This is a genomic window from Symbiobacterium terraclitae, from assembly GCF_017874315.1.
In the GTDB taxonomy this organism is placed as follows: domain Bacteria; phylum Bacillota; class Sulfobacillia; order Symbiobacteriales; family Symbiobacteriaceae; genus Symbiobacterium; species Symbiobacterium terraclitae.
Map to the genome: position 1 here is coordinate 1 of NZ_JAGGLG010000051.1, position 14,280 is coordinate 14,280.

Annotated in this window: 9 protein-coding genes and 1 pseudogene; 9 read left to right on the forward strand and 1 reads right to left on the reverse strand. The window is 67.9% G+C overall.

Going from position 1 to position 14,280, the window contains the following annotated elements; translation table 11 throughout:
* The first annotated feature begins 583 nt into the window (after window positions 1-583).
* From J2Z79_RS17720 to J2Z79_RS17760, 9 genes and pseudogenes are all read left to right on the forward strand, one after another.
* Window positions 584-3,352 carry a sigma-54-dependent transcriptional regulator gene (locus J2Z79_RS17720; RefSeq protein ID WP_209468235.1) on the forward strand — a complete coding sequence of 923 codons (2,769 nt, stop codon included), beginning with the start codon at window positions 584-586 and terminating at the stop codon, window positions 3,350-3,352.
* Window positions 3,353-3,600: 248 nt separating this feature from the next.
* Window positions 3,601-3,915 carry a PTS sugar transporter subunit IIB gene (locus J2Z79_RS17725; protein WP_209468236.1) on the forward strand — a complete coding sequence of 105 codons (315 nt, stop codon included), beginning with the start codon at window positions 3,601-3,603 and terminating at the stop codon, window positions 3,913-3,915.
* A gap of 13 nt (window positions 3,916-3,928) precedes the next feature.
* The gene (locus J2Z79_RS17730) at window positions 3,929-5,257 is read left to right on the forward strand and encodes a PTS sugar transporter subunit IIC (RefSeq protein WP_209468237.1); all 1,329 of its coding nucleotides are present in this window, start codon (window positions 3,929-3,931) and stop codon (window positions 5,255-5,257) included.
* A gap of 26 nt (window positions 5,258-5,283) precedes the next feature.
* Window positions 5,284-5,607, forward strand: a complete 324-nt coding sequence (locus J2Z79_RS17735; RefSeq protein WP_209468238.1) for a PTS lactose/cellobiose transporter subunit IIA — start codon at window positions 5,284-5,286, stop codon at window positions 5,605-5,607.
* Between the two features lie 68 nt (window positions 5,608-5,675).
* Window positions 5,676-6,992: pseudogene (locus J2Z79_RS17740) on the forward strand (6-phospho-beta-glucosidase).
* 227 nt (window positions 6,993-7,219) lie between these two features.
* Entirely contained in the window at window positions 7,220-8,323 is a 1,104-nt protein-coding gene (locus J2Z79_RS17745; RefSeq protein ID WP_342589537.1) for a copper amine oxidase N-terminal domain-containing protein, read from the forward strand.
* 159 nt (window positions 8,324-8,482) lie between these two features.
* Entirely contained in the window at window positions 8,483-9,661 is a 1,179-nt protein-coding gene (locus tag J2Z79_RS17750) for a stalk domain-containing protein (RefSeq protein WP_209468239.1), read from the forward strand.
* Window positions 9,662-10,294: 633 nt separating this feature from the next.
* On the forward strand, window positions 10,295-12,187 hold the full coding sequence (locus tag J2Z79_RS17755; protein ID WP_342589538.1) for a hypothetical protein: 1,893 nt from the start codon (window positions 10,295-10,297) through the stop codon (window positions 12,185-12,187).
* Window positions 12,188-12,411: 224 nt separating this feature from the next.
* Window positions 12,412-13,623: a hypothetical protein gene (locus tag J2Z79_RS17760; protein WP_209468241.1), complete on the forward strand. Its 1,212-nt coding sequence runs from the start codon at window positions 12,412-12,414 to the stop codon at window positions 13,621-13,623.
* Window positions 13,624-13,703: 80 nt separating this feature from the next.
* On the opposite strand, the gene J2Z79_RS17765 is transcribed toward J2Z79_RS17760, so the two are convergent.
* On the reverse strand, window positions 13,704-14,280 hold a 577-nt coding region (locus tag J2Z79_RS17765), incomplete at its 5' end, for an acyl-CoA reductase (protein ID WP_280953797.1).

Sequence of the window (14,280 nt, forward strand, 5' to 3'; positions counted from 1 at the left end):
TTCTTGAACACGTACATGTCAGCGCCGCAGGGATTATCGTCGGTTGATCCTACGGCCCGTGTCTCCGTTGCCTGCACCAAACTTGGCGAAGACCCAATTCCACAGTGCCGTTGACACGGCAATCGTCGCCATCCAGATCAAGGCCAGGGTATAGGGTGCGAGAATCCAGGCCACAGCCAGCCATTCCAGTACGCCTGCCGTAGAACGAAAGCCCACGATCATCGCTGCAAGAACTGCGTGAGGTACTGTCAGGCAGTATTGACCCCCGGCCGCATCTGCGTCCGGGGGTTGCGTCGCTGTTAGGTGGGAAGGACCGCCAACAGAACGGCACCCGCGCGCGGAGAAGGCAAGATGCACAAAAGGCGGCTGCGCTCGTAGGTAGTAAGGCCCACGGTTATAGGGTGTTACAGCTATCCTCGCCCATCAGGTCTTGACTCGGCAGAGGTCGCATTCGTTAAATTTCGTCAGGACGAGTTATCAGACCGGCCCGGCATATCGCCGGTCACAGACAGCATGTACCTCAACAACCGCCGACCTTCCCTATCCCACACAGCAGAGGGCCAAGTAACGGGGGCAGACAAGGATGCGACGCAGCGACCGCGTGCTGGAGTACGTGCGGAAGATGACCCGTCAACACCCTGCAGGCGTTACTGCGGAGCAGGTCGCCGAAGCGCTCGGGCTGGCCAGGTCCAATGCGAGCGCCGACCTGAATGCGCTTTGGAAGGCCGGCCGGCGCGAGAAGAGTCCGGGCAGGCCGGTGCGCTACCGGCCCGCCGGCGGCAGCGTGCCGGTGGCAGCCGGTCCCGCCATCCGCCCGCCGGCGGCGGCCACCCCGGGCCACGAAGTCCCCCCGGAGGATCCCTTCCAGGCCCTCGTCGGCTGGAAGGACAGCCTCGCGTCCGCGGTCAAGCAGGCCAAGGCGGCGGTCCTGTACCCGGGCGGCGGGCTGCACACCCTCATCTGCGGCCCCACCGGCGTGGGCAAGTCCCGGCTCGCGGAGCTGATGTTCCAGTTCGCCTGCCAGGCCGGGGCGTTCCAGCCCGGTGCGCGGTTCGTCACCTTCAACTGCGCCGACTACGCCACCAACCCGCAGCTGCTCATGGCCCACCTCTTCGGCGTGAAGAAGGGGGCCTACACCGGCGCGGACCAGGACCACGTGGGCCTGGTGGAACATGTACACGGGGGCATGCTCTTCCTGGACGAGGTCCACCGCCTTCCCCCCGAGGGCCAGGAGATGCTCTTCCGGCTCATCGACAAGGGGCTCTTCCGTCGCCTCGGCGAGACGGAGATGGAGCGGACCTCCCGCACGCTGATCGTCTGCGCGACGACCGAGCGGGTGGATTCGGCGCTCCTCAGGACCTTCACCCGCCGGATCCCGATGGTGATCAACCTGCCCTCCCTGGCCGACCGGACCCTGCGGGAGCGGCTCAAGTTTCTGAAGCGCGCCTTTCGCGCCGAGGCCCGGAAGATGGGCGTGCCCCTCCTCATCCGGGCCAACGCCCTGCAGCACCTGCTACTCTACGACTGCCCGGGCAACGTCGGCCAGCTCAACAGCGACGTGCAGCTGGCCTGCGCGCAGGCCTTCCTGCGCTACCTGAACGACCACAAGGTGCCGGTCAGCATCGGCCTGGACGTCCTGCCGGACCACGTGAAGCGGCAGGTCGTGGCCGTGCGCCGGCACCACGCCGAGATGGAGGAGCTGCTGGCTGCCTACCCCGGGGGCATGGAGGTGCACCCGGCGGACGCCCCCGTACCAGAAGAACCAGAGGCCAGCCTGCCCAACTTCTACGAGATGATGGAGCGGGAGACCCGGCGCCTCGCTGGGGCGGCGCAGAGCCGCGAGGCGATCCAGCAGCACCTCACCGCTACCGTGGAGGCCCACTTCCGCCAGTTCCTGAGTACGGTGCAGCGCCGGTACGAGGCCAACCGCCAGGAGCTGACGGCCGTCGTGGACGCCGAGGTGCTGGCGGCCGTGGAGCAGGCGGTCGCCTACGCCGAGGGGCGCCTCAGGCGCGTGATGCCCATGCGGGTGGTCTTCGGTCTGGCCCTGCACATCAACGCCGCCCTGGAGCGGATCCGCCTGGGCATGACCGTGCCCTACCCGCCGACGGAGCCCATCCGGGCCGAACACCCGGAGGAGTACGCCGCCGCCGTGACCATGGTCCGCATGCTCTCTGAGCGGCTGCAGGTCAGCCTGCCGGAGGGGGAGGCCGCCTACATGACGCTCTTCATCCGGGCGGACGAGGAGGCCGCTGGCGCCCGCCGCATCGCCCTGGTCGTGGCCTGCCACGGCCAGGGGATCGCCCAGGGGATGGCCGACGTGGCGGAGCACCTGGCGGGGAAGGTCGGCGTGATCGCCCTGGACATGCCGCTGGACGGCAACCCGGACGACGTGCTGGACAAGCTGGTCACCGCGCTCCGGCAGGAGAGCTACGCCGGCGTCATGCTGCTGGTGGACATGGGTTCGCTCTCCTTCCTCGCCGAGAAGCTGCAGTACGCCACCGGCCTGCCGGTGCGGGTCATGCCCATGGCCACCACGATCCTCCTGATCGAAGCCATCCAGCAGGTGCAGCTGCCGGGGGTCACGCTGGACGAGGTCTACGACGCCGTGGCCGAGGGGCAACGCAGACTGCTCGCCATGCAGGCGGGCAACGACAACCAGGCGTCCGCCGTGATCACCTGCTGCTTCACCGGTGAGGGGAACGCCACCCTGCTGCAGCAGGTGGTGCAGCGGGCCATGCGGGCGCGCGGCCACTCGGTGGCCGTACTGGCGACCAGCATCCCGCCCAGCGGCGACTGGGAGCGCATGTTCAAGACGCTCCTGCAGGGGCGGCGCCCGCTGGCGGTGGTGGGTCCCGTCAACCCCGGCATCCCCGGGATTCCCTACTTCGCGAGCGTGGAGATCCTCACCCAGGCAGGCCAGGACCGCCTGGCCGCGCTGGTCGAAAGCCGGGCGGCGCCTGCGGGGCCTGAGGTGCTGATGGCCGATGACCCGCCGGCGGAGGACCTGGCCCGGACGCTGGCCACGGGGGTCGAGGACGACTTCGTCTTCACCAACCCCCACACCCTCTTCCCCGAGGTGGCACGCACGGTGGACGCGCTGGCGGCCGCGGCCGGGGCCCAGCTGCCCGGCGACATGCGCGTGGGCCTCGTCATGCACCTCGCCTGCCTGGTGGAGCGGCTGGCGGGTGAGCGGGACCGGGCGCAGGACCCTGCCCCGGTGAGCCCCGAGGTGGCCGGCCTGGCCCGTTGCTTGGCGCCCCTGGCCCAGCGCTTCCGCATCCGGTTCGGCGCTGAGGACCTGTTCCGCTTACGTGAAGTGTTGCACAATACACTGTGCGCGACAGATTAAGTGTAAGAGTATTCCTAGTGTATCGTTGTGTATCGCTCAGTGTGGTTTGGGACGTCGAGCCCGCCTGGCAAGCCGATTTGCGAACCCGACCTCGCGTTGGCACGGAACGTGCTAACAGAAGAGGTCGGGTTCGCTGCTTGATGCCCCGGGGTGAGTTCACAGGCGACCGCGTCGAGAGGGGGGATCCGCACCGCAGCAGTTTCCGCGGCCCCGTCACAGATCAACACGACTGAGGAGTTGAGCAACCCGTGGTGCGTATTCTGCTGGTTTGCGCTGCAGGCATGTCGACCAGCCTCCTGGTCCAGCGGATGCAAAAGGCGGCAGCCGCCCGAAACCTGGACGTAAAGATCGAAGCCCACGCCGCGCCCGAATTTGACTCCTGTTACCGGGAGTTCGACGTGATCCTCGTCGGTCCGCAGCTGCGTTTCCGCAAGGCCGACTGGGCCCCTTTGGCCGCAGAGGCCGGCATTCCCCTGGACGTGATCAATCCGGTTGACTACGGGATGGTTAACGGCGAGAAAGTCCTCGACACGGCGTTGAAGCTGGCTGCTACGAAGGAGTAGGAGGAAGCGGCCTATGAAGTTCTTCGACTTCCTTGAGAACAAGCTGATGCCGGTCTTCGCCAAGATTGCGACCCAGCGGCACATTTCGGCCATCCGTGACGGCGTGATCGTGTCGATCCCGTTCACCGTGATCGGCGGATTCTCGCTCATCATCGCCAACCCGCCCTTCGACCCGAACAGGACCACCGGCGGCTTCGCCCGGGCCTGGCTCGACTTCGCCACCACCTACAAGTTCAACCTCTCCATGCCTTACTACATGACCATGGCGATCATGTCGCTCTTCATCGCCATGGGCATCGGCTACAGCCTCGCCCGGCACTACAAGCTCAACCAGCTGAACGGCGCCGTGCTTTCGGCGATGACCTTCCTGCTGATGGCCGCGCAGGCGCTGAACGTGGACGGGGTGGGGCGCGTCCTGCCGGCCACCTACCTCGACGGTACCGGCATCTTCACGGCCATCATCGCCGGCATCCTCTCCGTCGAGGTCCTCCGCCTCCTGAAGGTGCGGAACTGGACGATCCGCATGCCCGACGGCGTGCCGCCCGCGATCGCCAACTCCTTCGACTCCCTGGTTCCCGCCTTCGTCCTCGTCATTCTCACCTTCCCGATCACCCTGGTGCTGAAGAGCCTCACCGGCGTGCCGTTCCCGCAGATGATCATGAACGCGTTCAAGCCGCTGGTGGGCGCGGTCGACAGCCCGTTCGGCGTCTTCTTCTCGGCGCTGCTGGCCCAGCTGCTCTGGTCCGTCGGCATCCACGGCGCCTCCACCGTCCGGGCCGTCATCCTCCCGTTCAAGCAGGCCAACCTGGCCGCCAACGCCGCCGCCCACATGGCCGGCGAGGCGATGCCCCACATCTTCACGCCGATGTTCTGGTCTGCCTTCATGACCATCGGTGGCTCCGGCGCCACGCTGGCCCTGGTCTTCTTCTACCTCAAGTCCCGGTCGACGCAGCTCAGGTCCACCGGCAAGCTGGCCCTGCTGCCTGCGATCTTCAACATCAACGAGCCCATCATCTTCGGCACGCCCATGGTCTTCAACCCGACCATGTTCATCCCGTTCGTTCTCGCCCAGCCGATCTGCGGCGTGATCGCCTACTACGCCACCAAGCTGGGCCTGGTGGGCCGCATCTTCGCCGACGTGCCCTGGACCACCCCCGCACCGCTGGGCGCCATGATCGCCGCGGCCGACTGGCGTGCGGCCGTCCTGGTGCTGTTCCTGGCGTGCGTGGCGGGCGCCATCTACTACCCGTTCTACAAGGTCTACGAGCGGCAGCTGCTCAGGCAGGAGGCGCAGGCCGGCGCTGCCGAAGCAGAGCGGCCCGCCCCTTCGGTTGCTGACTAGGTAGGTTCCCCCGGGAGGCATTCATCTTGGACACAGTCGATGTTGAAACCGTCGCCATGCAGGTGATCCTGGCCGCCGGTAACGCCCGGTCCGAGGCGTACGAGGCGCTCCGCCTCGCCAAGCAGGGTGACTTTGCGGCAGCCGAGCAGCGCATGGCGAACAGCCAGCGGGAGCTCAGCGTCGCCCACAAGATCCAGACCGAGCTCATTCAGGCCGAGGCAGCAGGTCGACCGACCCCGCTGGGCCTGCTGATGGTGCACGCCCAGGATCATCTGATGACGGCCATGTCGGAGCAGCTCTTGATCCAGGAGATCATCGATCTGCACAGGCGCCTGCAGGAGCGCCAGTAGCATGCGTCCAGCGCCGCCCCGGCTCGCCACCCGGGCCCGGGCGAACAACCGCAAGGAGATGATTGTCGATGTCTGGGCTCAAGATCGCCATCTTCGGCGGTGGTTCCAGCTATACCCCCGAGATCATTGAAGGGTTTATCGTTCGGCATGCCACGCTGCCCGTCCGGGAGATCCACCTGGTGGACATCCCGGCCGGCCGGGAGAAGCTCCAGATCGTCGGTGCGCTGGCGCAGCGCATGGTGAGGAAGGCCGGGCTGGACATCCGCATCGTGCTGACGGAGGACAAGGACGCTGCCATCGAGGGCGCCGACTTCGTGACCACGCAGCTGCGGGTCGGCCTGCTGGAGGCCCGCATCAAGGACGAGCGCATCCCCCTGAAGTACGGTACCATCGGCCAGGAGACCAACGGCGCCGGCGGCATGTTCAAGGCGCTCCGCACCATCCCCGTGGTGCTGGACATCGCCCGCCGGATGGAGCGGCTGGCGCCGGGCGCGAAGCTGATCAACTTCGCGAACCCCTCGGGCATCGTCACCGAGGCGGTGTTGAAGCATTCCAAGGTCGACGTGATGGGTCTCTGCAACGTGCCCATCGGTATGAAGATGAACATCGCAAAGCTCCTGGACGTGGATCCCAGCCGGGTGGACATCGACTTCGCCGGCCTGAACCATCTGGTGTGGGGCCTGAACGTCCGTTTGGACGGAAAGGATGTCAAGAAGCAGGTCCTGGCCGGCCTCGCCGACGACCGGAACTTCACGATGCGGAACATCCGGCCGATCAGGTAGCCGGAGGGTCTGCTCGAGGCCCTGGACGCCATCCCCTGCCCCTACCACCGCTACTACTACATGCACGACGAGATGCTCGCCGAGGAGATGCAGGACGCCGCCCCGGGCGGCAAGGGCACCCGCGGCGAGGTCGTCAGGCGGGTGGAGGCGGAGCTGTTCGAGCTCTACAAGGACCCGAACCTGGACGTCAAGCCCCCGCAGCTGATGCAGCGCGGCGGCGCCTACTACTCCGACGCGGCGTGCGAGCTGATCAACTCCATCTACAACAACAAGATGGACGTCCACGTCGTGAACATCCGGAACAATGGCGCCAACGCCGACCTGCCCGACGACGTCTCCATTGAATGCAACGCCATCGTGGGCAGCTTCGGCGCCAGGCCGATCACCGTCGGGCGGTTCCCCAGGCACCTGGTGGGTCTGCTGCAGCAGGTGAAGGCCTACGAGGAGCTGACCGTCGAGGCCGCCGTGACCGGCGACTACGACACCGCCCTCCGAGCTCTGCTGGCGAACCCGTTCATCCCCGGCATCAAGGTGGCCAAGCCCCTGCTGGACGAGATGCTGGCGGCCCACGCCGAGTACCTGCCGCAGTTCAAGATTCGATAACCGATGTTGACGGCCCCGGGAGCTTTCCGGCTCCCGGGGCCGTCTGCTGCACCGCTTGCGGGCACACCGTGACGCCGCGGTGATGTCCGGGCTCAATGCGGAGCCTTTCCGCCAGGGCTAGACCTGCGGCGCAGCGGGCGACGGTCTTCCCGGGTCGAAGGAAATTCTTCAGTAAGGTGCGAATAACACATCCGCTCAGCATCTTCAGAAGGGAGCTGTGAACCCGAGTGCGTCGTCTCCTCGCCTGGTTGGTGATGCTGTCGGTGCTGCTGGCTCCCGCCCTGGCGCAGGCGGAGGATGCGATCCGCCTGGTGGTGGGCGGCGTGGAGATCGAGACCGACGTGGCCCCCGTGATCGAGGGGGGCAGGACGCTGGTCCCCCTGCGGGCCGTGACCGAGGCGCTGGGCTTTGAGGTGAAGTGGGACGGCCCCAGTCAAACCGCTATCCTAACCAGGGGCGAAACGACGATCATGCTGACCGCCGACAGGCCGGATGCGCTGGTCAACGGCCACCTGATCACGCTGGACGTGCCCCCGACGATCCGGTCCGACCGGATGATGGTCCCCGTCCGCTTCGTCGCCGAGCAGATCGGCCTGGATGTCGCCTGGGACGAGGCCACCCGCACCGTGGTCATCGCACCGAAGGAGCCGGCGGTCCCGGCCATCTCGGTGGATCCGGAAGCCATCGCCCTGCTGGAGCAGCTGTGGGTGGCCGGAAGCTATCGGATCACGGGCGACGTCACCATGCGCGCGGTAACCGCGCTGGAAACCCTGGAAGCGGCGATGACCATGGAGGCGTACCGATCCGGGACCGACGAGGCCCTCGCCTACACCACTTTCCGGGCCGGCGGCCTGGAGCTGACCACGGCCATGGCCGTTCACCAGGGGCAGGCCTGGGCGCAGGACGTGACCGGGGCATGGACCCCCAAGCCGCTGGAGGAGCTCGACCCCGCCGATCTCTTCACCGATCCGACGAGCCTTGCGAGCCTGACGACCGAGGCCCTCATGGGGGCCAACATCACGCGGTCACAGCATGTCTATGAGGGGACCGAGATGCAGGTCGTGACCGTGCTCGTGGACCTGACCGAGTCCGCCGAGTTCGCCGAGGTGATCGGCCTGTTCGGCTTGCCGGCCGAGCAGTTCAAGGCGGGGCTGTACGAGGTCTCCTACTGGTTTGACGCCGACAACACCCCGCACCACGCCGACCTCTCCGTTGAGCTGATCATGACCGAACCAGAGCTGTTCGCGATCTCCGTAGGGGGTAGCCTGTACTGGGAGCCGTGGGACCAGCCGATTCCGTTCCCGCCTGAGATCACAGGCGTTGGCGAGTAACCGCTTCCCGGTGCGTGGGCCGTCCCGAGAGCCTCACCGGCTCGGGACGGCCCCGGCGCGTGAGCAGCGGTTCCGCCGCAGACGCCCGCGATCGAACCTGCAATCAAGGGGTTTCGTAATGGTATTGTGAGAAATGTGTTGCGGAGGAGTGGGGATGGGATGAAGCGGGATCGCGCCCGGCGCGCCCGGTGGGCAGCGTGGCTGGTGGCTTTGACTCTGATGCTGCAGGCTTCCCCGGGTGGCGCGTCGGAGACGGAACTGGAGATCGCGGAGTATCCTGCCGAGAACTACGAGCCAGGTCCGGGCTGGCCGGAGGGCTGGTCGCCGCCGCCTGCGCCCGAGGAGATGTCCGAGCGGATGAAGGCCGAGGTCGAGCGGGTGCTTCGGGAACGCCCGGACATGTACGACCGGTACGACTGGTGGGTGTGGGACCCGCTGCCCGCCTGGACGCAGGAGTACCCGTGGTTCTGGCGTGAGGACTGGATGGGCTGTGGAACCACACTGCACGTGTACGCCTATCCTGTACCCGACACGCAGTTGATCACGCGGGTATTTGGCCGCTCGTTTGGGTGGACTCGACTGTACCTGAAGCCCTGTCGATATGAGCCGATCCAGTTCATCGTCGAGGCGCGTGAACTGAGTGAAGAGGAGAAGTTAGCTGAGGGCAGGGTCATCGAGTACCAGTACTGGATGGATAAGTCGCACCCCGGGTTGGGGCGAGACAACGGCAGCGAGAGCAACGGAAGCCCCGATAACATTTATGTTTTCCTAAATCAGGGGGACGCGTCGAAGCGGTTTGACGCACCCGCCTACTTAGACACCACTGTTAACCGTGTGCGCGTACCTATCCGTTTCATTAGTGAGATGATGGGAGCCGAGGTTGAGTGGGATGAGACCAATCGACGTGTGGGGATACACTTTCCGGCCGTTACCCGCCAGGTGATGAAGGTGATCCCGGCCCCCGGGTACGACTACCCGGACCTGTTCGATCCCGAAGCAGACTGGCCCAACGGGCACCGGTTCCTTCTGGAGGAGCGGACGGTGAGCACCCCGGAGCGCACAGTGGTGCTGACCATCGATCAACCAGTGGCGGTGGTGGACGGCCGAGAGGTGCCCCTGGATGCTCCGCCGGTCATCCGGAACGACCGGACCATGGTTCCTGTGCGGTTCATCGCTGAGCAAATGGGGGCGAAGGTCTACTGGGTGGGTGCAGAACCCATTTTCCGACTCGATGACGGCAGGCTGTCGGGTACCTACCAGGTCCACATCTTCACGCCGTTCTTCCCCTTGTACGAGTACCCCAGTTGGTACCTGGAGAACCGGGCCGTACGGTACTGAGGGGGGAGACGACCTATGCGGTGGCGATGGTGGGTTGCGGTGGTGGCGCTGTTCTCTCTCGTCCCTTGGCATGCCGCCCTGGCCGCGGAATGGACCACCAAGGGTGGTTCTCCCCAACGTATGTCCGCGGTCTTCGAACCCACGGGGCTGATCGAGTTGACGCCGTACTGGGAGACGCAACCGCTGGGCGAGAGTGCGGCACAACCGGTGATCGTCGACGGGGTGGTTTACCACTTGGCCGGAGCCTACCTCTGGAGGTTAGACCTGGACGAAGTAAGCCCCCCGATTGCCGGGGCCTCGCCGGTGATCGAGCCGGTTGCTAGGCTGCCGGTTGAGTTTAACCGGGCCCCCGAAGGGCCGACAATACCCCCGCAGTCTAGCCCTACCTACAGTCCTGAGACCGGCATTCTCTACTTCGGAACCGGGTACGGGTGGGTCTGGGCCTATCACACAGTGGCCGGATGGTTTCGCCCCCTGGAGCTGGACCTCGGCTGCCCTATCGTGGGCTCTCCCCTCGTGATTCACGACCAGGGTCGCGATGTCGTGGTGGTGGCGGACCGACCCAACTACCCCGGAGAGGAGAATCGGCCCGTAGGGCGACCGCTCTGTCCCCGTAGCCATGGCAAGGTGTGGGTGGTGCAGGGACTGGACGGACCTGACGGGTCACCCCGTTGGCAGTCCTACGAAGCTCCCACGCACAAGCAGGACGAGAGCGGGTTCGGCGGCTTCATCACTCCCTCAGCCGTGATCGCACCGCCCCACGGGGAGAACCCCAGCTTCGTCATCGGTACCGACGGTTTCGAGGGCGGGCGCGCGATTCGCCTGGCCCTGGATCGCAACAACGACTACCGCCCTTACCAAGTCTGGACGGTGGATGGTCCAGGAGGATTCGCCGGCAACTTCACATCTGATGGGGTGAGCGCGTACTGGCTGGACACCCGCGGGTACCTGTGGGGCGCCACCCTGGCGAGAGGCCGCGAACCCGACGGCTGGTCCGGCTACTCCATCGACCTCCCCGCCCTCATCGGCGCCAAGGTCGCGTTCACCAACACCGAGCCTGCGGTCGAGGTCCGCCAGACCCCCGCAGGCCCCGAGACCCACCTGTACGTCACCCTGCGCAACTACAGCGACATCGGGGCCGGGCTGCGGGACGGCCCCACGGGCAACGACGGCGCGGTGGTGGCGCTGGGCCCCGGCGGCACGCTCAAGTGGTTCCACAAGTTCGGCCCACCGGACCGGCACGGCGGGCGGAAGGCCTCGATGAACACGGCGCCGCTGGCGCTCGTGAGCCGGGGGGCGCTCCTCTTCGGCGACGTGAATGGATACTTCTACAGTTACGCGCTGGATACCGGCAACCTCACGGGCGGCGACGCCCGAGGCGCACTGGTCCAGCCGGATGGGCGGGCGCCGGCGGACCGGCTGTTCCTCCTGAAGGAGGGTGAGGAGCCGAACACCGGCCCCTACAACTTCTCCCAGGTCTCCGGCGTCGGGGTCGACCCCGCCTTCGGCCACGGGCTGCTGCTGGTCGGCGTCAACTACGTGCGGGACGGCTCGGCCACAGGCCGGCTGGTCGCCTATCGGGCCGGCGAGGCCTACGATCTGCGCTGGCTGGACCAGCCTGAACCCCTGGTGCTCGCGCACGGCGAGCCGGCGGCGCTGGAGCCGCGGCTGCAGCTGGAGCTGACCACCCGCACCCTCGCGGCGGTCTGCCAGGGCCCGGTGGCCGTGCAGTGGTTCCTCACCGACGCCGCCGGACAGCTGGTCCGCCCGCTCGGGGATGTGCCGCTGCCAGGCAACCTCGCCCCTCAGAAGCCCCACCCGGTTCCGCTGACGGTGAGCCTGGCCGAGGGCGATCCGGCAGAGGGGCAGATCGTCGGCGTGATCGACCTGCCCACGGTCTACGCCCTTGGCGCGGACCATGCGGAGAACGGCGCGCTGGCCGTCGCCCGGGGCCTGGCGGCGGCGCTGGGGCTGCTGAGGGAGAAGAGCTGTGCCGGGGCGGTCGCCGAGGTCGTCGAGCGGGAGGGCCAGCCAGGCCCGGACGGCGGACTGGCCAACAACGTGCTGATCGTGCCCTACACCGGCCCGGAGCTGACCGGCGAAAAGGAGGGGGAGCCTGAGCCCGAGCCAGAACCGCCCGTGGACGACCCGTCGGTGGTGGAGCTCGCCGTGCCGCAGGAGGTCGAGGCCGACCAGCCGTTCCAGGTGGGCATCTACCTGGGGTACCGGAACAACCTGGGCCGCAGCGAGATCCGGGTGCCGCTCCGGGTCTGGGCGCGGCCGGCGGCGGGCGGTCCGGCCCCGGCCGGAGGCTGGCAGCAGGTGACCATCGACCAGCTGCCCTGCTGCACCTTCAAGCCGGGTACCATCCCGGGGCTGGGCGCCGGCGTGTGGGAGATCATCGCCGAGATCGACTACGCCGGCGACACCCGCCCGGAGAACAACCGGGCGGTCCGGCGGGTGGAGGTGCTGCGCCTGCAGTCCGGGGGTGGAACCGGCGCGGAGGGCGGCGCCATCACAGACTGATCAAGGCGGCCGCGCGGGGCCATCCGACCCCGTGGGCCGCCTTCTTCCCGATCCGCCGAGAGCTCCCTGCTCGCTGACCGTCTGGCGCCGCCCGTCTCGCGGACCGGGCGGAGCGAGTCAACCCATACGGTGCGATCTGGTTTTGACCTGCCAGCGCTGCAGGTCAGCCGCACGCGTTGTTGAAGTCTTACCAGAACACGCATCAGTCCAGGGGGTTCCAGCCCATGAGCACCGACCAACGCGGATCGAGCCACGGGAAGGTCTGCTCGCTGGCGTCTGCCCGCACCGACCGTCTGGCCCGCTCGCTGCGATCGAAGCTGAGAGACTACCTGCAGAGCGACGAGGCCGCCGAGGGCGTGGGCCTGGGCCTGGCGCGCTTCTTCCCGGAGGGCCTGCACGAGGAGCTGGAACCCGACACCTGGCGCCTCGCGGCCGACTGGCTGGCCTTCGAGTTCATGGCTCCGCTCTGGAACAACCTCGCCCTGCAGATGGCGGGGGGTCCATCCCTGTCACCGGCCGAGCGCGCCGCCCTGGTCGCGTGGACGGAAGGCGCCGTGCCGGGATTCTTCCGCGTGGAGGAGGTCGCCCGCCGCGAGGCCAGGCTCACCCGGCTGCCCGATCAACTGCCCTTTGTCGCCAGAACGCTGGGGGCCGCCGTACGGCCCGGCAACGTGGTGATGACCTGGCTGCTGCCGACCGAGTCCGTCTTCCACTTCGGCCTCCACGCGGCCCTGCTGGCCGACGGCCTGGCCGGCGGGCTGTGCCACGCCCTCGCGGTGGAGATGGCGCTGCTCGGGCGGCAGCGCCCGCAGGCCACCTGGAATGACCTCTACCGCACCGCATGGCCGCGCATCATGTGGTACCTGTTCCTCCTGGGCAGCGGGGCGGACGTGACCCGCATCCAGGCGCCCCCGGGCCTGTCCGTGCTGTGGGATGGCCAGCCGGTGGAGGGGGCTCCGGACTGGTGGCGGGAGGTGGCCTCCTGGGTGCGGACGTGCAGCGACATGGATGCGCGCATCGCCGAAAACCGCTCCGACGGGGCCGAGCGGCTCTGGTGGGACGCCGCGCTGGCCCTCCGGCCGCGAAAGGCCAACCCTCAGAGTTGGCTGGCGGCAGTGCTCTACGTCTTCCGGCGTTACGTGCTGGGCGACGGCACCGTCACGCAGGCGGACGTGGCCGCAGCGTGCGGGGTCCCCGCCTCCGCGGTGGGACGCCGCAGCCGGCAGATCGTGAAGGCACTGGGGGTGCAGCCGTTCGACCTGCGGTACGTGGATCTCCTGGACGCGGACGTCCGCGCCCTCTGGGAGATCCACTGCCTGAGCGCACTGGGCTCCGGCCTCGTGCGCGACCTCGTCGACGCGTCCGCACTGTCTCCTGAGACCCAGTTGGCGATTCACCGCATGCTGCGGGACATGGCCCGGCGGCTGCGTGACTGAAAGGGCTGGGGTTCCCCCGTGCGGGTGGCTGCCTGTCCGGGGCGGCGTGGCCGGTCGCCCGGGCGGATGCAGGAACTGGTCTACCCGAGCCCCAGGCTTGCCACAGGTTCCACATCCACCCACCGCACCAGGTCGCCGGCGGTGGGGCGGCCGTCGTGCCGCCAGAGCGGGTGCACTTCCTGGACCCGCCCGACCTGCGCCACGCGGGTCACGCCCATCCGGCCCAGGGCCCCGGCCAGGGCGAGCCGGTCCGCGTCCGGGCCCGCGAAGGCGACCGTCTGCAGGAGGGCGGCGTGGGGGGCGACCAGATCCGCCACGTCCGCCAGCCGGTCCACGGCGCAGGTGTAGAGGAACCTGCCCAGGGGGCTGGGCCGGAAGGCCGGCTGCTCGTGGTGCACGACCGCCCACGCCAGGTCGCCCGTGCTCAGGAAGCAGGCGTCGGCCGTGAACTCGGCCTCGTCCCGGGCGCCGCGCAGGGCGGCCGCCTCCGCCAGCGTGAGGCGGCCGCGCGGCATGCGCTCCTGCAGTTCCGCCAGGGCGTCCGCCACGGCCCGGGCGAACTCCGCCGGCGAGAGCGGTCCGCCCCGCTCCACGAACGCGATGTGCGGCGAGACGCAGCCCTGCTGGTCGTACATCGCCACGTCCAGGGCCAGGCGG